The sequence below is a fragment of the Butyricicoccus porcorum genome (genome assembly GCF_051246315.1).
Lineage (GTDB): Bacteria > Bacillota > Clostridia > Oscillospirales > Butyricicoccaceae > Butyricicoccus_A > Butyricicoccus_A porcorum.
The window spans coordinates 2,381,792-2,402,766 of the sequence record NZ_CP178353.1 but is presented as its reverse complement, the minus strand read 5'-3'; the positions used below and the strand labels follow the sequence as shown (position 1 = coordinate 2,402,766).

At 43.7% G+C, this 20,975-nt stretch carries 19 protein-coding genes and 1 pseudogene; 13 read left to right on the top strand and 7 right to left on the bottom strand.

The genetic code is table 11. The features are described 5' to 3' along the window. Positions 1 to 44: 44 nt before the first annotated feature. Both ACLM7Z_RS11890 and ACLM7Z_RS11885 read left to right on the top strand, forming a co-directional pair. Positions 45 to 356, top strand: coding sequence for an integrase (locus ACLM7Z_RS11890; RefSeq protein ID WP_435645164.1), 312 nt, complete (start codon positions 45 to 47; stop codon positions 354 to 356). Beyond that, complete coding sequence (locus tag ACLM7Z_RS11885) at positions 356 to 1,924, top strand: recombinase family protein (protein ID WP_435645163.1); 1,569 nt, start codon at positions 356 to 358, stop codon at positions 1,922 to 1,924. Before ACLM7Z_RS11890 ends, ACLM7Z_RS11885 begins: the two co-directional genes overlap by 1 nt. Positions 1,925 to 1,985: 61 nt before the next feature. Here ACLM7Z_RS11885 and ACLM7Z_RS11880 read toward each other — a convergent pair whose 3' ends face one another. The 6 genes from ACLM7Z_RS11880 to ACLM7Z_RS11855 form a co-directional block, all read right to left on the bottom strand. Next, positions 1,986 to 2,855 (bottom strand): YecA family protein, encoded by an 870-nt coding sequence (locus tag ACLM7Z_RS11880; RefSeq protein ID WP_087021956.1) that lies wholly within the window; start codon positions 2,853 to 2,855, stop codon positions 1,986 to 1,988. A gap of 7 nt (positions 2,856 to 2,862) precedes the next feature. Continuing rightward, entirely contained in the window at positions 2,863 to 3,351 is a 489-nt protein-coding gene (locus ACLM7Z_RS11875; protein ID WP_087021953.1) for a hypothetical protein, read from the bottom strand. 462 nt (positions 3,352 to 3,813) lie between these two features. Then, positions 3,814 to 4,242 carry a transposase gene (locus ACLM7Z_RS11870; RefSeq protein ID WP_407922974.1) on the bottom strand — a complete coding sequence of 143 codons (429 nt, stop codon included), beginning with the start codon at positions 4,240 to 4,242 and terminating at the stop codon, positions 3,814 to 3,816. Beyond that, complete coding sequence (locus ACLM7Z_RS11865) at positions 4,227 to 4,538, bottom strand: hypothetical protein (protein WP_407922973.1); 312 nt, start codon at positions 4,536 to 4,538, stop codon at positions 4,227 to 4,229. Before ACLM7Z_RS11865 ends, ACLM7Z_RS11870 begins: the two co-directional genes overlap by 16 nt. Positions 4,539 to 4,677: 139 nt before the next feature. Next, positions 4,678 to 5,619: an ROK family glucokinase gene (locus ACLM7Z_RS11860; protein WP_087021949.1), complete on the bottom strand. Its 942-nt coding sequence runs from the start codon at positions 5,617 to 5,619 to the stop codon at positions 4,678 to 4,680. Positions 5,620 to 5,652: 33 nt separating this feature from the next. After that, a complete protein-coding gene (locus tag ACLM7Z_RS11855) occupies positions 5,653 to 6,705 on the bottom strand; it encodes a LacI family DNA-binding transcriptional regulator (protein ID WP_087021946.1) in 1,053 nt (350 codons plus the stop codon). A 142-nt stretch (positions 6,706 to 6,847) separates the two neighbouring features. Here ACLM7Z_RS11855 and ACLM7Z_RS11850 point away from each other — a divergent pair, with 142 nt between their 5' ends. The 4 genes from ACLM7Z_RS11850 to malQ all read left to right on the top strand — a co-directional run bounded on the left by ACLM7Z_RS11850 (position 6,848) and on the right by malQ (position 12,579). After that, positions 6,848 to 7,420: a transposase gene (locus tag ACLM7Z_RS11850; RefSeq protein WP_087022010.1), complete on the top strand. Its 573-nt coding sequence runs from the start codon at positions 6,848 to 6,850 to the stop codon at positions 7,418 to 7,420. Positions 7,421 to 7,890: 470 nt separating this feature from the next. Continuing rightward, positions 7,891 to 10,074 carry a PTS transporter subunit IIBC gene (locus ACLM7Z_RS11845; protein ID WP_087022003.1) on the top strand — a complete coding sequence of 728 codons (2,184 nt, stop codon included), beginning with the start codon at positions 7,891 to 7,893 and terminating at the stop codon, positions 10,072 to 10,074. Between the two features lie 101 nt (positions 10,075 to 10,175). Beyond that, positions 10,176 to 11,006: an endonuclease/exonuclease/phosphatase family protein gene (locus ACLM7Z_RS11840; RefSeq protein WP_087022000.1), complete on the top strand. Its 831-nt coding sequence runs from the start codon at positions 10,176 to 10,178 to the stop codon at positions 11,004 to 11,006. A 64-nt stretch (positions 11,007 to 11,070) separates the two neighbouring features. Continuing rightward, the gene (malQ, locus tag ACLM7Z_RS11835) at positions 11,071 to 12,579 is read left to right on the top strand and encodes a 4-alpha-glucanotransferase (protein WP_087021997.1); all 1,509 of its coding nucleotides are present in this window, start codon (positions 11,071 to 11,073) and stop codon (positions 12,577 to 12,579) included. 394 nt (positions 12,580 to 12,973) lie between these two features. On the opposite strand, the pseudogene ACLM7Z_RS11830 reads toward malQ, so the two are convergent. Further along, positions 12,974 to 13,087: pseudogene (locus tag ACLM7Z_RS11830) on the bottom strand (IS5/IS1182 family transposase); the annotation flags it as partial. A gap of 1,174 nt (positions 13,088 to 14,261) precedes the next feature. On the opposite strand from ACLM7Z_RS11830, the gene ACLM7Z_RS11825 reads away from it, so the two are divergent. From ACLM7Z_RS11825 to ACLM7Z_RS11795, 7 genes are all read left to right on the top strand, one after another. After that, positions 14,262 to 15,365, top strand: a complete 1,104-nt coding sequence (locus tag ACLM7Z_RS11825) for an EpsG family protein (RefSeq protein ID WP_435645162.1) — start codon at positions 14,262 to 14,264, stop codon at positions 15,363 to 15,365. A gap of 129 nt (positions 15,366 to 15,494) precedes the next feature. Next, complete coding sequence (locus ACLM7Z_RS11820) at positions 15,495 to 16,475, top strand: glycosyltransferase family 2 protein (protein WP_435645161.1); 981 nt, start codon at positions 15,495 to 15,497, stop codon at positions 16,473 to 16,475. 20 nt (positions 16,476 to 16,495) lie between these two features. Continuing rightward, the gene (locus ACLM7Z_RS11815) at positions 16,496 to 17,410 is read left to right on the top strand and encodes a glycosyltransferase family 2 protein (RefSeq protein WP_435645160.1); all 915 of its coding nucleotides are present in this window, start codon (positions 16,496 to 16,498) and stop codon (positions 17,408 to 17,410) included. After that, positions 17,383 to 18,375, top strand: coding sequence for a DUF6625 family protein (locus ACLM7Z_RS11810; protein ID WP_435645159.1), 993 nt, complete (start codon positions 17,383 to 17,385; stop codon positions 18,373 to 18,375). Before ACLM7Z_RS11815 ends, ACLM7Z_RS11810 begins: the two co-directional genes overlap by 28 nt. Before the next feature lie 27 nt (positions 18,376 to 18,402). Then, entirely contained in the window at positions 18,403 to 18,552 is a 150-nt protein-coding gene (locus ACLM7Z_RS11805) for a glycosyltransferase (RefSeq protein WP_435645158.1), read from the top strand. Further along, on the top strand, positions 18,530 to 19,501 hold the full coding sequence (locus ACLM7Z_RS11800) for a glycosyltransferase family A protein (protein WP_435645157.1): 972 nt from the start codon (positions 18,530 to 18,532) through the stop codon (positions 19,499 to 19,501). The genes ACLM7Z_RS11805 and ACLM7Z_RS11800 overlap by 23 nt, the downstream gene beginning before the upstream one ends. Before the next feature lie 12 nt (positions 19,502 to 19,513). Next, positions 19,514 to 20,674 (top strand): glycosyltransferase, encoded by a 1,161-nt coding sequence (locus ACLM7Z_RS11795; RefSeq protein ID WP_435645156.1) that lies wholly within the window; start codon positions 19,514 to 19,516, stop codon positions 20,672 to 20,674. Positions 20,675 to 20,975: the final 301 nt, after the last annotated feature.

Below are 20,975 nucleotides of genomic sequence, written 5' to 3'. Positions count from 1 at the left end.
CCGCAGAAAAAATCCGACAGCTCTATAAGAACTACCTGAGCGGAATGTCCATGGTGGCAGCCGCCAAAGAAGCCGGCATCGATACTTATCACGGAACCGTCAAGCGCATGATGGAGAATCGTCATTATATGGGAGATGATTTTTACCCAGCAATCATCGATGTGAACACCTTCACGGAGGCCATGCTGGAGCGCCAGCGCAGAGCAAAGAAGCTGGGACGCACGGATCGCATCAAGCCACCGGTCAAGAAAACCTCACCGACAACCTTCACACTTGGGACAATCAAGGAATTTTACGATGATCCAGCAAAACAGGCTGAGTACCTGTACAGCTTGATAGAAAGCGAGGCAACATAATGGGAAATGTAATGGTGATTCCTGCAAAACGACAAGTCGGAAACACCGCCCGACAGCAGGATATAAAGCCAAAACTCCGAGTCGCAGCATACTGCCGTGTCAGTACCGACAGCGATGAGCAGGCGACAAGCTATGAGGCACAGGTAGAGCACTACACAGATTACATTCAGAAAAATCCGGAGTGGGAATTTGCCGGGATATTTGCAGATGATGGAATCTCCGGTACCAACACCAAAAAGCGAGAGGAATTCAACCGCATGATAGGGGAGTGCATGTCGGGGCAAATTGATATGATTATCACCAAATCCATCAGCCGCTTCGCACGCAATACACTGGACTGCCTGAAATACATTCGTCAGCTCAAGGAAAAGAACATTCCGGTCTATTTTGAAAAGGAGTCCATCAACACGATGGACGCCAAGGGCGAGGTCCTGATTACCATCATGGCATCGCTTGCCCAGCAGGAAAGTCAGTCATTGAGCCAGAATGTGAAGCTGGGACTGCAGTTCCGCTACCAGAATGGGCAGGTGCAGGTCAATCACAATCGATTTCTCGGCTACACGAAGGATGCAGAAGGCCATCTGATCATTGACCCTGCGCAGGCTGAAGTGGTCAAACGCATTTACCGAGAATATCTGGAAGGGTACAGCATGGACAAGATTGCCGCCGGTCTGGAGCGTGATGGTATTTTGACTGGCGCAGGGAAAACAAAATGGTGGACAAGCACCATCAACAAGATTCTCCGCAATGAGAAGTATATCGGTGATGCGCTGCTTCAGAAAACCTACACTACAGATTTTCTGAACAAGACCAGAGTGAAGAACACAGGCATTGTTCCGCAGTACTATGTGGAAGCTGACCACGAGGCGATTATTCCAAAGGACATCTTCATGCGGGTGCAGGAAGAGCTGGTGCGCAGGCGAGTAGTCAAAGTGAGCGCCAATGGGAAAAAACGCACCTACAGCAGTAACCACTGCTTTTCACAGATTGTCATCTGTGGAGAATGCGGTGAAATGTTCCGCAGAATCCACTGGAACAATCGTGGCTGCAAATCCATCGTATGGCGCTGCATCAGCAGGCTGGAAGCAACCGGTTTGGAATGCCATGCGCGGACAGTCAATGAGCAGGAACTGGAACGGGTGGTAGTTGCTGCTCTGAATGAGCTGCTTGGTGACAGAGAAGGATACCAGCGCCAGCTCCAGAAGAACATCGCCGCAGTCATCCGCGCCGATGCTATTGCTCCGAACGATTCCATTGACGAGAAGCTGATAGAACTCCAACAGGAATTGTTGAAGAAGGCCAACAGCAAGGAAGCCTACGATGAGATTGCCGATGAAATCTTCCGGCTCCGGGAGCTGAAACAACAGACGGCGGTGGACACTGTCACAAGAGACGAGCAGATTGCCCGCATCACAGCGCTTCAGGATTTTATCTGTAGCCAGCCTGCTGAACTGACGGAATTCGATGAGGCACTGGTACGGCGCTGGTTCAAGCAGATCACGGTTTATGAGGACCATTACACGGTCGAGTTGAAATCTGACCTTAAAGTGGACATAGATGCGGAATAGTGATGTGGGAACAACAAAGCCCTCCTGACCACCATGATTGATGGCCGGGAGGGCTACTATTTTATTCAAAAATGACTATTCCCTTTGGCGTAATAATATTTCTCTCATGCTGGTAGAAAAGATTCTTCCCACAGCACTTTTTAAATTTGATCCCGCTACCACATGAACACAGGTGATTTCTGCCGACCTTAATAATATCGTTTCTCTCACGCGTTTCCATTACCGTTTCTATAGAAAATTTTTGAAGATGCGGAAGACTCAGCGTAAGAAACTGGTCGAGCTTTTCAAATTTCTCAGCTTCACTCCTATTATCGTCTGCTAATTCAATTATGCAGCGCTTGTCTTCTGGATGACTGACTAAACAGGCAGCCTGAAATTCCTGAATTTCATCAATAATCTCTATCGCAATATCCCCATAATATAGGTTTCCTTTGATATGTGGACATGCTAAGCTCTGCATAGAATTCCCACAAATGCTGCAGTGTGATTTGCTAATTATGTACTCACTACTAACAAACACTTTATATGGATAAAGTGTTTCGTAGTTTTCTAACAATTCATATAAGTCAGGGAGTTCTTTACGGGCATCGATTGCTAAAAACTTTCCAACAAACTTTATTTCATCAAAACAATCTTGCAATATATTCCAAGACGATTTATATTTATGTTCTTCTAATAGTCTAAAATAAGCAGAAAGATCACAAAACAGCTGAAAATAGTGTTTGTAAATAAGTTGCGCGTTAGCCAGCTGTTCATCATCGTTCCCGATAGCTTGTTGTTTTACAGCATCAAATAGGTCCTTGCATTCATCGTATTCTTTGCGTGGATTCTCATAGTTTCCAGACATGATGCGATGTTTTAACGTATCCAATTGAGAGCAAATGGCAGACACTTCAGGGATCGTCTGACGTTCATGAAAATAATTAAGCATCGTTTCCTCACAGTTTATTTAGGTCTATCTTTTCAAAACTCTCCTTGAAGGTTTTTGCATCTCCAGAATAATGGATGTATTTTTCTTCGTCACCTTTCTTTGTCAGGAAAGTCACATCCACTTGAGCAGGTTCATTTTCACGGCCTTTTAATTTTTCCCCAATATAGTTACTTACCATATTGATAGCAAATGGTAGCAATACGCTGGAAGCGACCCATACAACTGGCATCCATATGTCAAACGAATGAAGAGAACGAATTTGAATATCGTCTTTTGCCAATATATCGAAAGTGTGCTCAGAAGAAGTTTTTCTGCAGTACTTTAAGAAGTCGATAGTTTCCTGCGCGAAGTAAAATTCATGATTTTCATAAGCGGTAGGAACCGCCAAGATATCGACGCTTCCCAATTTTGACTGAACATCACATGGAATGCCCTTGCTTGTATAATAATCAGAAAAATCAATGTTTGTGTTCCTAATAGTAATTTTGTTATCCATTTTTCTTCCTTTCCTATGTCTGTCACTAGATCCGAACACTCAGTTTCCCAAACAGTCGGGTGTGCTGAACTGCTGTCAATCTGTGACATCTAATCCACTAACTCAATTTTTCTGCCAATTTTCCACTTCGGCAGATATGTTCTCTCGCACATTTCCGAACAGGTGAGTTGGTGATTTGGATGTCAGCCAATATTGCCGAAAATGCCGGAAATAAGCGGATTTCCGCACTTTATTCCTCAATTGTTAGAGAATAAATAATAATGCAATGGAAATAATATATAATACAATAAATATTATAAGCCAAATTTAAAAAGAGATGTTAGAATGTAAAAATATATTGCAATTATTTGCAAGCGGTGCTGTCAACAGATAATACAGCTGGACTGGAGGATGCAAAGCCGAAGCGTTTAGTTGCAGCGTATTGCTGCGTCATACTGATATTGTCAATATTGGTTGACACATTTATCTCAAAGATGTCAATACATACGCTGCCTGCATCAGTGATTCATAGTATCTCTGCCGCTTAACCATTGGAGGAAGACCATCATTGGTGGTGAATATTCTCCTATTGTTCCAGTAACTGATGAAATGCCTCCATATCAAAACCTTTAGTTCAGCGATGGTCATGCTTTCTGTATCATCGCGGTCGTAGAGCAATTCACTCTTCATGCGTGCCCACATGCTTTCACAGCGGGCATTATCGTGGCACCGTCCTCCGGCGCTGTTCATACTCTGTTGTATGCCATATTTAGCGATAGTTTTTCTGTATTGTTTACTGGTGTACTGTGTTCCGCGATCACTGTGGATAATCGCTCCTCTGAGATTCGGATATGCCAGCATAGCATTATCCAGGGTGTGTTCGCAGAGAGTTGCTTTCATATTCTTTTCCATGGCAAGGCAAGGACACCGGAATCAAAGCAGTCGAAGATGGCCGAAACATAGAGTTTTCCATCCTTAGTCTTGATCTCAGTTATGTCGGTAACACATTTTTTGAGAGGTTCGTCAGAACGGAAATCTCTCTTGAGGAGATCATCAGATTTTCTCGCTTCCCGATCTGCTTTGGTAATACCATTAGGCTTTCTCTTCGAGCAGTGAGTAAAGCCAATTTTATCCATTATGCGGTAGACTGTCCGTTCGCTCGGAATAGATATCCCTTCAGGCTGTTTAAGCTGTAATAGCTGATACATACGGAACCGTCCATACGTATCATTATCATTATGCGGTATTGCCCTAAATATCATGAAACCCTAATCCCTGCGTGAGATATTAGGGTTTTTCTACAGGCTGAAACTCCCTCTCATCGAGGGAGTTTCCAAATAAATCTTCTCATGCGAGTACCATCTGTACCGCGCCATAGATACCGGCATCATTTCCCAGCTCAGCAAGAACGAATCTCGTATCCTCTGTAGCAGGGAACGCATATTGCAGGAAATACTTGCGAATCCCGTCTGTAATGATGCTGCCGGCGCGGGAGACACCGCCGCCGATGACAACGACTTCGGGATCGGCAACACAGGAAACCATAGCCAAAGCCTTACCGAGCATACGGGTCATCAAATCAACGACCTGCATCGCCGCCTCATCGCCTTCCTTTGCACAGTCGATGACATCCTTGCAGGTAAGCGGATCAAAGCTGTTCATTTTGGAGGAAATGCTGTCATCTTCAAGCAGCTTTTTCGCGCGCAGAACGACACCGGTAGCCGAGGAAAAACGTTCTAAGCAGCCGGACTTGCCGCAGCCGCAAACATCGTCACCCGGCTCAGCGACCTTGATGTGCCCGATCTCACCGCCCGCACCATGTACACCGGCGATCAGCTTGCCATCGACGATGACGGCACCGCCGACACCGGTGCCAAGCGTGATCATAACGAGGTTCTTGTATCCCTTACCGCTGCCGTTTGCCATTTCACCGAGAGCCGCGGCATTGGCATCGTTAACAATCTTGACGGGCAGATCATGACAAAGAGCGGATAACTGTGCCGCAATCTCTCCTCCCCACTGGTCGAGATTGACGCAAGGCTTGACATAGCTGTCATGGAGCACCGCACCGGGAACGCCCATGCCGACACCGGCGACCTCATCCAAAGAAATGGACTTTTCGAGCATTTTCTCATGAATCGACTGTGCAATATCAGGCAGTAAATGCTCGCCATGATTTTCGGTACGGGTGACGATCTCCCACTTTTCGATGAGAGTGCTGTCGGTGCGAAACAGACCGAGCTTTACGGTAGTGCCACCCAAATCGACACCAAATGCATATGTTTTCATGTTGTTCAGACCTCCTGTGATTTTTGTGTCCTATCAGTTTTCGTTGTCGGATGCGCGCTGTGTGGTATGCCATTGCATACAACTGTTCCGTTTGAGCAAATAATGGGGAACGATAATTTTGGTTGCGGCTAGATTGGGATTTTCGATATGATTGATGAGCTGAGACGCGGCTTCGATGCCGAGCTGCAGGGAGTTGATGTCCATGGTAGTGAGCGGCGGGAGCGTCAGCCGCGAGAACAGCGAATTGTTAAATGCTACAACCGATATATCCTGCGGAATGGAATACCCGAGCTTGCTGCATAAGCAGAGAAAGGTGGTAGCGAGAATATCATCACTTGCGACGATGGCAGTCGGTCTGTCGGGATGAGAGAGCATTGCAGCGATATTTTGTTCTGTTTCCTGTGATAAGCAGCTCATTTCGATGCAGAGAGTAGGATCCGGCATAATATCATGGCGGAGCAAAGCGGTCTGATAGCCGGCTTTGCGGTCAGCAGAAAAAGCGAGTGAGGTGTCACTGCCGAGATATGCAATGCGGCGATGACCTAATTGATAGAGATATTCTGTTGCCTCCTGACCGGCGAGAACGTTGTCATTGTCGACGCAAATAGTCTGATTGGCATATTTTTGCGGCTTGCCGATGAGGACATAAAGCAAGCCCTCATCATAGAGCGCATCGACGATTTTGTCGTCCTGTCTGGAATAGAGGAGGATAAAACCATCGACCTTGTCATTTTGCGCGGCGAAATGGATGGCAGCCAGTGTCTCATCATCGTTTTGACCGGTGATGACAGAGGCAGAGTATTGTCTCGCGTTGCAGAACTGCGTGATGCCGCGGATGGTCTCGAGGTAGAAGGAATTCTCATAGACCTCGCGTGCGGAAGGCGGCAGAATGATGCCGATGTTTTTTAGCTCCTGACGAGAATGATTTCCTGTCGGAGGAGCTGCTTCATATCCAAGCTCAAGCATGGCTTGGCGGACGCGTTTTTTTGTTTCGGCACTGATCGAGGGATGGTCATTGCAGGTGCGCGATACCGTAGAGGGTGAAACGCCGGCATAAGCGGCGACATCTTTGATGGTAACAGACATAAGTATTTGCACTCCATTTGGAAAAAACAGTATATAGTGTGAGGTAATAAACATGCTAGGGAACCTCTGATTTAATTCTCACCACCATATAGGTTGGGGATATGATAAAATAAGACTATCAAAACAAAGGTGGTGCATGACAATAAAACAGGAAACATTTACAGACATGGAATACAGCTTCCGCAAGAAGAAAACCAAGCGGGAGGAATTTCTGGAAATCATGGACGAGATCATCCCCTGGAATGAGTGGGTAGGTGTCATTGCACCCTACTACCCCAAGGGAAAACGAGGCCGTCCTCCTATGGGAATTGAGAAAATGCTGCGGATGTATCTGCTTCAGATCTGGTTCAACCTGTCTGACCCGGCAACCGAGGATGCCATTTACGACAGCTATGCCATGCGGAAATTTACAGGCATTGACTTCATGACGGAAGCGGTGCCGGATGAAACGATGCTGTGTAAATTCCGCCATCTTCTGGAAGAAAATGGGCTGAATAAGCTGTTTTTTGACGCAATCAACCGGGTTATCGAAAACCGCAAATCCTCGGTGCGGTGCAAAGTAGAGCATGTGTTTCGGATCATCAAGTGTCAGTTCGGCTACAAGAAAACGATGTATCATGGAATGATGAAAAACGAGAATCGGCTGTACGCCATGTTCGCCTGTGCCAATTTGTACGCACTCGCCATCGCCGGGCGAAAACTTTCCACAACCTGATATAGGGGTAGTCTGCCCTTTTTCGGAAAAAGGAGCAGAAAAGCAGAAGAATAACGGCTATTTCGCTATGAAATCGCCTTAACCAAGCGCAAAAACGGCAATGTATCGAGTGGGAACAGAATAAAGGCTATTTATTCAGAGGTTCCCTAGTTATGACAAATCACAATAGTTTGATATAATTATACGAAGTCATAGTCGGAATGTCAAACAGAAGCGCAAATAAGTTGCGCAAAATTTACGCAATAAATTTTGGACGTTGTGCACATGATCGAAAATGTTACTATAAGTAATGCACAAAAAGTCGAATTAAATTTGTAAATAACGTAGAAATATGAAATATCTGTGAATTTTGCTTGAAAATAGAGAAAAAAAGAGCTATAGTAAACGCAACAGGAGCACAACTAAGCGCAATCACAGCGCAAACAAAGTGCAAACAATTGCGCCAATCAAGCAAAAGGAGTTGAGAAGGAATGAAAGGCAACAAGAAGGAGATTCTATCGCCGCTGAACGGACGAATCATTCCGCTCGAGAAGGTTCCGGATCCGGTATTTGCCGGAAAGGTTCTGGGCGACGGAATTGCGATCGAGCCGACAGACGGAAAGATCTACAGTCCGGTGGATGGCGAGCTTACGTCAGTGGCGGCAACCCAGCACGCATTCGGCTTTTGCACGGACGATGACGTAGAGGTACTGGTTCATTTCGGACTGGAGACAGTCAGCTTAAAGGGTGAAGGCTTCAAGGTCCATGTCACGGAAGGCACGAAGGTAAAGAAAGGTCAGCTGATTGCAGAGGCTGACATGAAGCTGCTCAAGGAAAAGGGCATCTGCACGACGACGCCGGTTTTGATCTGCAGCGACCTGGAGAATACCAAGCTCACGTGCGGAACGGGCACGGTCAAGGCAGGCAAGAGCACGGTTCTGACACTGGAGGAGTGTGCATCGGCAGCAGCACCGGTAAAGGCAGCATCCTCCACTCCTGCCGCACCGCAGCAGACGGAGGAGCCGAAGAAAAAGGGAATCAACTTTGATTTTCTGCAAAAGCTGGGCAAAGTGTTGATGACGGTTATCGCAGTTATGCCGGCGGCAGGACTGATGCTGTCACTCGGCAAGCTGTTGGAGATCGTGGGAGCAGATCTGCCTCTGATTATGACGATAGGCAGTACCATGGAGCAGATCGGCTGGGCGATCATCACGAATCTGCACATACTGTTTGCGGCAGCGATTGGCGGCTCGTGGGCAAAGGAACGTGCAGGCGGCGCATTTGCGGCAGTCATCGCATTTATTCTGATTAACCGAATCACCGGTGCTGTATTCGGCGTAACGAATGATATGCTCGCATCGAGCGACGCGGTGGTACATTCCCTGTTCGGACAGGAAATGCTGGTATCGAACTACTTCACCTCAATCCTGGGTGCACCGGCACTGAATATGGGCGTATTCATCGGCATCATCGCAGGCTTTGTAGGCGGTGTTGTATATAATAAGTTTTATAACTTCCGCAAGCTGCCGGATGCGCTATCGTTCTTCAACGGCAAGCGTTTTGTACCGTTGGCAGTCATTGCATACTCGGTAGTCATTTCGATGATTATGGCAGTTGTATGGCCGGTCGTCCAGTCGGGCATCAATGCCTTTGGCGTATGGATTGCAAACTCGTCGGATACCTCACCGATTCTGGCACCGTTCATCTATGGTACCTTGGAGCGATTGCTCCTGCCGTTTGGTCTGCATCATATGCTGACCATTCCGATGAACTATACATCCTTTGGCGGAACGTATACCATCATGACAGGCGTCAATGCCGGTTCACAGGTATTCGGACAGGATCCGCTGTGGCTCGCATGGGTCACTGACCTGATCAACTTCAAGGATGCAGGCGACATGGCAGCATATCAGAATCTGCTGACCACAGTCACACCGGCGCGCTTCAAGGTCGGTCAGATGATCGGCGCAACCGGAATGCTTCTGGGCTTTGCACTGGCGATGTATCGCCGTGTCGATGCCGATAAGCGTAAGAATTACCGTTCCATGTTCTTCTCGACAGCACTGGCAGTATTTCTGACGGGTGTTACCGAGCCGTTGGAATTCATGTTCATGTTCTGTGCATTGCCGCTGTATGTGGTCTATGCAGTTCTGCAGGGCTGTGCTTTTGCGATGGCAGGTGTCATCCCTCTGCGACTGCATTCGTTCGGCAATCTGGAATTCATCACGCGTGTTCCGATGTCGCTCAAGGCAGGACTTGGCGGAGACATCATCAATTTCATCCTCTGTTGTATCGCATTCTTTGTCATCGGCTATTTTGTCGCATATTTTATGATCGGCAAGTTCAAGTATGCAACACCGGGCAGACTGGGCAACTATACGGATGACAGCGACGAGAATGAGGAAAGCACATCCGCAGGCGCCTCTGCAGGCAAGGGCGGCAGCGGTCAGCCGGAGCGCATCATCGCTCTGCTTGGCGGACGCGAAAACATCATACTGGTCGATGCTTGTATGACCAGACTGCGCGTGACGGTAAAGGATGCGAGCCTAGTAGCCGACACAGCGGCATGGAAGGCAGAGGGTGCACTGGGACTGGTCAAGAAGGATACCGGTATTCAGGCGATCTACGGCCCGAAGGCAGACGTTCTCAAATCAGACATCAACGATATTCTGTAAGACCATTGTGCAGACTGAAAAAAAAGAAACTGTAATGTAACCTGCAATGCCGGAGGGAGTGAACACCTTCCGGCTTGCAGAGCATTTAAGGAGAGGTGCGTATGAAAATACTGACGATCAACACACATAGCCTTGTCGAGCAGGATTATGAGCACAAACTGATTCAATTTGTTGCATTCATCCTCAAGGAGCAGCCGGACATCATCGCGATGCAGGAGGTAAACCAGTCGATAGACGCACCGATTGCAGAAGAGCTTGCGGGATATTGTCCGTGTCCGAATGCTGCAGTGCCGGTTCGTGCGGATAATCATGCATTACAGGTTGCGCTGCGACTGCAGAACGTAGGAATCTCGTGCAGTTGGACGTGGGTATCCGCAAAAATCGGATATGGGAAATATGATGAAGGCGTGGCAATTGTCAGTCTGAGTCATGAGTTAGAGCATCCGCATTACCGATATATCAGCCGGATCACGGACTATGAGAATTGGAAATCTCGAACGATATTAGGTGCAAAGATTGCGAACGAATGGTATTATACGGTGCACATGGGCTGGTGGAACGATGAGGACGATCCATTTCAGCAGCAGTGGGAGGCAGCGCAGCAGACGCTGCGTCACGCGGAGACGGTGTGGCTGATGGGCGACTTCAATAATCCGGCAGAGCTGCCGCGCCAGGGCTATGAGCTGGTGCAGCAATCGGGCTGGTATGATACGTATTTGTTAGCGGAGGAAAAGGACAGCGGGATCACGGTACAGGAGGCAATCGACGGCTGGCGCAATCAGTTAGAGAATCCGGCATTGTGCGGCAACGGAATGCGGATCGACCAGATATGGAGCAGCCGCAAGGTACCGATTGCAAAATCGGAGGTTGTATTCAGCGGAGAGGATAAGATCTCGGATCATTTTGGTGTAATGATCACGTTAAAAAAGTAAGTGCTGGGAAAACGCAGCTAAGGACTGGAAAACCGCAGAGATAAGAAAAGGAGTGTAACGCAGCATGAACAGAGCAGCAGGAATATTGTTAGCAGTGAGCAGTCTGCCGTCGAAATATGGCATCGGCTGTTTTGATGAGGCAGCCTATCATTTTGTCGACTGGCTGAAGGAGGCGGGACAGACCTATTGGCAGATCCTTCCGGTTGGACCGACGAGCTATGGAGATTCCCCGTACCAGTCGTTCTCGACCTTTGCAGGCAACCCGTATTTCATCAGTCTGGACGCATTGATTGACGAGGGTGTCCTGACGCGCGAGGAATGTGATGCAGCAGATTTTGGCAAAAAGCCGCATGACATTGATTATAAAAAGCTGTATGAAAACCGTTATCCGTTGCTGCGCAAGGCATATGAGCGCAGTGACATCAGCAGGAACGAGGATTATCAGAACTTTGTGCGTGAGAACGAATGGTGGCTTTCGGACTATGCACTGTTCATGGCAGTAAAGGATCGCTTTGAGGGCAAGCCATGGACGGAATGGGCGCAGGATATTCGTCTGCGTTACCCGCCTGCGATGGATTATTACCGCAGAGAGCTGTATTTTGACATTGAATTTCATCAGTATTTGCAGTATAAATTTTTCCGTCAGTATGAGGCATTGCGTGCCTATGCGAATCAAAACGGAATTCAGTTGATCGGCGACATTCCGATCTATGTGGCGATGGACAGTGCGGATACCTGGGCACATCCGGAGCTGTTCCAGTTGGACGAGAACAATGTTCCGACCGCAGTTGCAGGCTGTCCGCCGGACGGTTTTTCGGCGACGGGACAGCTTTGGGGCAATCCGTTGTATCGTTGGGAGTACCATGCGCAGACGGGCTATGAATGGTGGGTCACTCGCCTGTGGCATTGTTTCCGTCTGTACGATGTGGTGCGCATCGACCATTTCCGCGGCTTTGACGAATATTATTCGATCCCATACGGCTCAGACAATGCCATTAACGGTTGGTGGAGCAAAGGTCCGGGCATAGATCTGTTCCGCACCGTGGAGCGGAAGCTGGGATGGCACGAGGTCATTGCAGAGGATCTGGGCTATGTCACAGATTCGGTGCGTCAGCTCGTGCGCGAGAGCGGTTTCCCGGGCATGAAGGTACTGGAATTTGCATTTGACTCCCGCGATACCGGATCGGCGAACGATTATCTGCCGCATAACTATCCGGAGAATAGCATTGCGTATACCGGCACACATGACAATGAAACGATCAACGGCTGGCTGGACAGCATCCTGCCGGAGGAGCGCGACATGGTGCGCGACTATCTGTGTGATTACCGCACCCCGAAAAAGCAGCTGCATCATTCGCTGATCGCACTGGTCATGCGCAGCAATGCAAAGACATGCATGATCCCGCTGCAGGATTATCTCGGCTTAAACAATCGAAGCCGCATGAATCAGCCGTCTACACTGGGCAAGAATTGGCGTTGGCGCGTCACAGCGGATGCCCTTTCGGACGAGTTAAAGGAGCACATACTGACAGTCACCAAGCGTTACGGCAGAATGAATTGGACAAATTCTTAAACTTCCCCTATTCCATTTCCGGTGCACGTTGTTCGGCGTGTACCGGAAAAACACCTCAGAACCTCCCCCGCGGAGGCAATAATCGTACTACCCTATAAGAGACGTGAGACTTGTCCTCTCACGTCTTTTTTTGTAGGTGTGGGACTGCGTGCTACGCACCTGCGAATCATTCCCTAATATCGCATAAATTTGTCCATTTAACAAAGATAGGCCGAAAAACGGGATGACAAACGGTTGCCGCTGTTGTCTAATGTACATAGAAGAGAACGGAAAGCTGGAGGGAATCACCATGAAGAGTACGCTGTTAAAGAGTACGATCATATATGTCATCGTGACGCTGTTTGCGATGTATGCAACGTATTACCAATATACATTAAATAGTGTCTACACGAGATCATGCCAAAATGGTGCACCAAATAGCGATGCACCGAATTTGAACAGCAGCAAGGAATGAAGCCGTATTTTTGGCGTATCGAGTGGCAATTCCGCGCCAGCGTTTCAAGTGCAAGGGGAGAATCCCCCCAGTTTGTGTAAACACCGTATAGAATATCAATGTTTTGTGTTATCCATTCCACATACTCAATCTACAAAACAGTTGTGACTGCGGAATTGTTGTCAAACCCGACATCTATTCCGAACACTCAATTCTTTCGTTATGTTAGAGGGCGCATAGATATGTTTCCATATACTGCGACCGATTGGTGAGTGGTATTGCTATCAGTCCTCAAAAGTATGTGAAAATACCGGAAATAGGCAGTTTTCCGCACTTTATTCCTCGATGCGAGACATCAACGCTACCGTCTCGACGTGCCCATACATAAAATGGCTATACTGAATTGCGCAACACAGGGGGAAACGGAGTGATTCAAAATTATCGACAAGCGGGCAACTGTATGAAAAAACAGGGACGATTTTGTGAGTAAAATTATATAGCGTTTCCATACAACAATCCAGAACAAATTAACTTGACATTGATCCTGACCAGAGTTTATATAGGGGTGTCAAAACAACCCGAAATGAGGTCGATATGTATGGAAAAGAAACAGATGCCGAGAGAAATGGTCTGCCGCCAGTGCGGAAAACCATTGGTGCAGAACAGGACAGGACGAAGACGATACTTTTGCTGTGATCCATGCCGGAGAGCATGGTGGCGGGAACATCCGGAAGAATTATACCACTCACCAGAAGCAACCTACATAATCACTTGCAGGCAATGTGGGAAAAAGTTTACTTCGTATGGAAACAGAAATCGAAAGTATTGTAGTCATAAGTGTTACATTTATCACCGCTTTTATCTGGAGCCGGAGGTAACAGAAGATGTTAAAAACGCGCTTGAGAATAAAAAGCTGTCTGAATTACCGGAGGAACTGAAGGAACAGATGATGAGAATACTCGAAGACAGCGGACATTAGTCGGTTGTCTTTTTTTGCAAATATTTTTCGGGAATAATGTCAAAACATTCGGGTATTTGCATAAAAGTTGTTAAAAAGAGTATAAATTGCAGAAATATATTGAAAAAATCGACATTATTGCTAGAAAAGGTTTGGCAAAGAGGATATTAAGTGCTATAATCAATAGAAGAACTGACAGAGTTAAAGGTAAAATGTGATGATAATTCACATTAGTATATAAATTTTAGCAGTTTATTCTTGGAAACTGCTGATCGAGGAAGTGGGATGTTTGTGACACTGACAAATTATTGGTGGTTGTTAATATGGATGTTTACCGGCGGCCTTTTTCTGAAGGTCTTTTCTTCAAGAAAGAGGGAATTGGTCGGCGGACAGGTTGAAACCCGGTGGCGGATGTTGCCAGCCATTATTATGGTTGTGCCATATATCATTTGGGCTGGCTATCGTAATGATATTGGAGATACTTATGCGTACCGCGAGGTTTTTAAGAACGCTCCTGCAACATTAGAACAGTTACCTATTTATTTAGATGAAATAACAAAGGACAAGGGCTTTTCTGCTCTTGTTGTATTGATAAAAGCTACTTTAGGAAATTCGGATGTGCTGTTTTTCTTGGTTCTTGCAGCTGTTCAAATTTTATGTATTTCAGTTATTTTTCGTAAATATTCTTCTGATTATTGGTTGAGTATTTTTTTGTTTATTGCATCTACAGATTACCTTTCTTGGGTATTTAATGGGATTCGGCAGTTTACTGCTGTTACTATTATATTTGCGGCTACTGGATTGATACTCAAGAGAAAGTATTTGCTATTGATTGTTGTCATTTTGCTTGCTTCAACAATACACGGTTCTGCTTTATTAATGCTTCCAGTGGTTTTTATTATACAAGGAAAGGCATGGAATAAGAAGACTGTTTTATGTGTTCTTATTGGTATTGGGGCACTAATATTTGTAGATCAATTTACTAATATTTTAGATATATTACTTTCTGATACACAATATAAAAATGTGGTAAGTGACTGGGAGACGTGGGGAGATGATGGTACAAATCCTCTTCGTATACTGGTATACTCGATTCCGATGTTATTGTCTTTGATTGGTTACAGGAAGATTAAGCAAGATAATAATGCGGTTATTAATATGTGTGTTAACGCCAGCATTATCTCGACTGTAATTGGTGCGCTTTCGATTGTAACATCAGGCATTTTTATTGGCAGACTACCGATTTATTGTAGTCTGTATTCCTATATTCTTCTTCCATGGGAAATTCGGCATCTTTTTAGAAAGCATACAGCAGAAATGATCTATGTAGCAACAATTATATGTTATATTATTTTCTTCTATTATCAGACTGTTATAACATGGGGTACATTTTGAGCAAACAGATTAAGTATGAAGCGTTGACATATTCGTAATATGTACTGGTTGCTTGTGAAAATCACTTTGAATTTGATTCCTCATTTTGGGTTGATAATAGAGCAGTATTTAATAAATCAGGAGATATATATGCCAATTTTCAGTATAGTAGTGCCTGTATATAATGCGGAGCAATATGTAGACAAATGCATAAATAGTATTCTTTATCAAACGTTCACAGATTTAGAGTTAATTCTTGTAGATGATGGTTCAAAAGATGATAGTTGTTCTCTCTGCAATGCTATAGCAAAGAATGACAAGCGTGTAAAGATCTTACGGCAAGAAAACCAAGGAGCTTCTGCTGCAAGAAATAATGGAATTACAGCTGCAGAAGGAGAGTATATTATTTTCTTGGATTCCGATGATTATTGGTTGCATTTAGATGCTCTTGACATAATATGGAAAAGATTATCTAAGACAACGCCAGATGTTTTAAGTTTCAATTACCGAAAAAACTACGGAACTAATATGAGCAAACCATATTTTTCGGAATGTGTTCCAATGCCTAAAGGATTATTAGGAATCGATTCATTGAAATATATAGTTTCTCATGATCTATGGGTTTCGTGCTCCTGGAATAAGGTGATTAAGCGTCAATTCTTTTTTGACAATCAATTAAATTTTTCTGAGGGCGTAACTTCAGAAGATATTGACTGGTGTGTTAGACTTGCGCTCTTGGCTAATAACTTTGATTACATCCCACTTGATGTTGTTGCTTATTTACAACAAAGTTCATCAGTATCTAAAACTGTTACAGTGAGTAAGGTTGAGTGCCTGATTGCAAATATAAAAAAGTCAATTGATATTCTAAATCAAAGTAAGAGCAAATCTAATAAAAATACTTTACTGTGGCCTTATATTGGTTATCAAGTTGGAACGCTCTTATTTACCTTGGCGCAGTTAGACAATAGAGTTCAACGACGCAAAATGACTGAGTTGGTCAATCCATTACTAACTTATATTCAGTATTCAAACAACAAAAAAGTTACGGCATTACGCTTTACCTCTTCGTTGATTGGAATCAATAGTACTGTAGAACTATTAAGAGCAAAGGGGCGGATACAGCATTAATAGAGCTGGAGGTGATAGAGATGAACCGCATTACAGTGTTTACACCAACATATAATCGCGCATACTGCCTTCATCAGTGTTATGAAAGCATGAAAAGACAGTCGTGCCAAGACTTTGATTGGTTAATTGTTGATGATGGCTCCATTGACGAAACTGAGAAATTAGTACGACAGTGGATGAGTGAAGATCATGGTTTTACAATTCGATATATATATAAGGAAAATGGTGGTATGCATACTGCTTACAACACAGCTTATGATATAATTGAAACAGAATTGGCAATGAATATTGATTCAGATGATTATCTAACAGACACGGCTATTGAAGATATTTTGGAGTTTTGGGACTCAAACAAAAGAGTAGGTGTTGGCGGTATATATGCACTTGACCAGTATAAAGATGGTACGATTGTTGGTTGCGCTTTCCCAAAAGACTTGACAGAATTTCATGGTTGGGGATATAAGACAATTTTTTATGATAGAAATGGTGTAAAAAAATGTCATGCTAATCAAGGCGATAAAAAATTTATAGGGGTTACAAATATAATTAAAAAATACCCACCTATTCCGGTTTTTGAAGGAGAAAAGTACTATAGTTTATATTATAAGCAGCATTTGATTGAAAGAGATTATACTATACTTATTATGAATAAGCCTGTTTGTGTTGTAGAATACATGGATGACGGAAGTTCAAAAAATATGTATTTTCAATATATTAAGAATCCTAAGGGATTTTGTGACGAACGAAAGTTTGTTATGAAGTACGCTCCAACTTTAAAGTTGCGTGTCGAGGCAGCAATTCATTATGTAGCAGAAAGTATGATTGCGGGTAATAAAAGATTCATTTCGGAATCCACAAATAAAGTTGTGACACTTGCTGCGACTCCTGCTGGGGCTTTACTCTATACATGGATAAGGAAGAAAACAAAAAGATGAAAGTAGCAATTATCGTTCCATATTTCGGTAAGCTGCCGAATTATTTTCAGGTATTCTTAGATTCGTGTAGCTATAATTCTGGATTTGACTGGATTATTTTTACTAACGATAGTACAAATTATAAGTATCCTACGAATGTGCATCCTATTACGATGACATTTGAGGAGTGTAGGGCTATTGTGCAGGATCATTTTGATTTCGTGGTGTCCTTATCATCACCGCAGAAATTGTGTGATTACAAGTGTGCGTACGGTTATATATTTCAAGCGTATCTAGCTGGTTTTGACTGGTGGGGATATTGTGATTTAGATCAGATTTTTGGCAATCTGGGAGCTTTTATTACCGAAGAAATGCTGAAGAAATACGACAAAATCGGTTCTCTAGGCCACTTGACTTTATATCGTAATACATCAGGAAATAATCTAATGTTTTTGTCGGATTTAAATGGACGCCCGCGCTATAGAGAGGTTTTTACCACTGAGAGAGGATGCGCTTTTGATGAGTGGTTGCCAGATAATATCAACGAGATATACTTGGAAAGTGGTCGCCCGGTGATGTTGGACAGTATAGGTGCGGATGTTAATGCCTATCGGACAACTTTCCAACTGTTTGATTTGGATGTGCAGAATAGATGTTATATTCAGAGCACAATAAAAAATTCTGTTTTTCTTTGGAATAATGGGCAGTTAACGCAGATTTATATGGAGAACAACGTCCTTCAGCAACGGGAATTTCCATATGTTCATTTGCAAAAGCGGCAGATGAAAGACTGTCGTACTGATAAAAATGCGGATTGCTTTTATATTGTGCCAAATCGACTTGTGGATGGAAAAGCGGATGTTAAACAACTTATTAGAAACAGCCGATATAAAGGAATTGTGAATATTCAGTATTTCAAGGTAAAGTGGAAGAGTTTGAAATACAGACTAAAAAGCGGAAACTGGAAATTTGATAATATATTTTGAAGATGATGTTAGAAGGAGAAACGGAGTATGGCATTAATTAACGTAATTATTCCAGTGTATAACGCACAGAAGTATTTGTACGATGCCGTAAATTCTGTTTTGGATCAGCCGTATAAGGGAATTGATATCATACTGGTGGATGATGGTTCCACGGATGATTCCAAGTACATTGTGTGATCAAATCGCTATGCACGAGAGCTGTGTAGCTGTAATCCATCAAGAAAACAGAGGTGTATCTGCTGCCAGAAATGCTGGAATTGAATATGTTCTGGCACACAATGCTGATAATCCCGAAGGATATATTGCATTCTTAGATGCAGATGATTTGTGGATTCCGAATACGATAACGACAAATATTAAGAAAATGCTTCTGAGTGATAATAAGATTGATGTATATGCGTTTGGGGGTGTGGGATGCGATCAATATGTCAATCGCTTTTCGGTACCGAAAACATATACCAAAAGACAATGTAATGGAGATTCACAGGTGATTTGGCAAATGGAGTGCCACTTTTGTGCGAATTTCTATTCAATTCGACTTTTTTTGAAATGGGATATTCGCTTTTTTAATGGGCTTAAATATAGCGAGGATAAAATATTTCAGATGCAATGCGTTTTTCTATCAGAAAAGGTACAGTTTATGCCGCAATTGTTGCATATTTACCGCAATAGCCTTGATTCTGCCATGGATAAAGCACGTTCAATTTCGCGCATAACATACTATATTCCGATTATTGACGGATGGATTAAGTCTGATGAGTTTATAAATAGTTGGGAAGGCATCTCACACAAGCATCTTCGCGCAGGGCACATTTTAGCAGGTATCTATTTTATGGATATGGCAGCAGACCACTATAAAACATATGGAAAACACGAAGATATTATGACAGTATTTCAAGAACATCCGTACTATTATTTGTTTGAACAGATGAAGCCTGAGGATGTTTCTGCTAAGCAGTATAAAAATCATTATTTATTATTGAAACATCCTCAGATATTCAAGTTAAAGTACAATATAATTGGAATGGCTGAATATGCATTTAGACTGATTCTAAAAATCCCCCTAATTAATAGCTTAAGAATGCAAAAGAAATACCCATTGCTGGTGTTACCATCTGATAAGTAAAAGGTAAGTCGAATGATAAAAATTTTATTTTTAATCCATGACTTGGGACATGGAGGAGCGGAAAAAGTTTTAGTGAATCTAGTTAACAATATGGAGCCGCGGCGATTTGATATTACGGTAATGGCACTCTTTGGCGGAGGTGTGAATGAGCAATTTCTGAAGCCTCATATTCGTTTTAAAACAGTGTTCCAGAAGTCATTTCCGGGTAATAGCTATGTTATGAAGTTGTTTTCTCCGAAGAAACTTTATGCTTTACTTATAAGAGACAATTATGATATTATTGTGTCTTTTTTAGAAGGCCCTTCTGCGCGAATTGTGAGCGGATGCCCGAAAAGTGAGACAAGAGTTGTTTCATGGATTCACTGCACTATGCATTCAGAGAATGAACTGGCAGCTTCTTTTCGAAGTTTTGCAGAAGCCAAGAAGTGCTATCAACGGTCAGATGCTGTGGTATTTGTATCAAATGAAGTGAAAACTTCGTTTCTTAATATATGTCCTGTTTCTTGTCGGACTGAGGTATTATATAATACAAATGAAAGTGCTAAAATTCGAAACAAGGCAATGCAAAATCCTAATTTAATTGCTCGGGAAGACGGGGTATTTTATTGGTGCGGTGTTGGAAAAATTGTTCCCAATAAAGGGTTTGATCGAATGATTCGAATTCAAAAACGGCTGATTGATAATGGATACAAGGTTCGGTTTTATGCACTTGGAAGTGGACATCAACAAGAAGCACTAAGCCTTTGGTGTAAGAAAAACGGGATACAAGATAGTGTTACATTTTTGGGGTATCAGACAAATCCGTATCAATATATTTCGAGATGTGATTTATATGTTTGCGCGAGTCATACAGAGGGCTTTTCGACGGCCGCAACAGAGGCATTATTACTTGGGATTCCTGTTTTGACCACAGATGTGTCTGGAATGGCAGAGATGTTAGGTGAAAATAACGAATATGGAATCATTGTAGAAAATAATGAGGAAGCACTATATAACGGGATTAAAGAACTAATTGAGAGACCTGAAATGCTTGCTTACTATCGAGAACAATCACGCATTCGAGGAAATGTTTTCCGTACTGAAAACACGGTGAAATCAACACAGGAATTCTTTGAATCTCTATTAGCGGGAAGAAATATAGTGCGATTTAAGCGTATACAAGATATGATATGAGAAAATGGTTTTGTCAAGCATGGTGTTGATAATAAAATTGTTGCAGCAGAAAAATTTGGATTGAACTGAATCGAGTGCTTTAATATTGAAGAGTTGACGGTAGCTAGTTATTGTAAACAAAACTAACTTTTGAACTCATATCAGCGGTAGAGTGTGTAAGAAATTGGGTATTCCAATTGATGTATTACAGTGCTTGCAAAATCGATTTGTCATTTATCAAGATTTTAGTCTCATGTTCTTTCATGTATATATAATTGTTACTTCCTTTTGGTGGAGACTAAAATTCTGTTTGAGCTCCCCA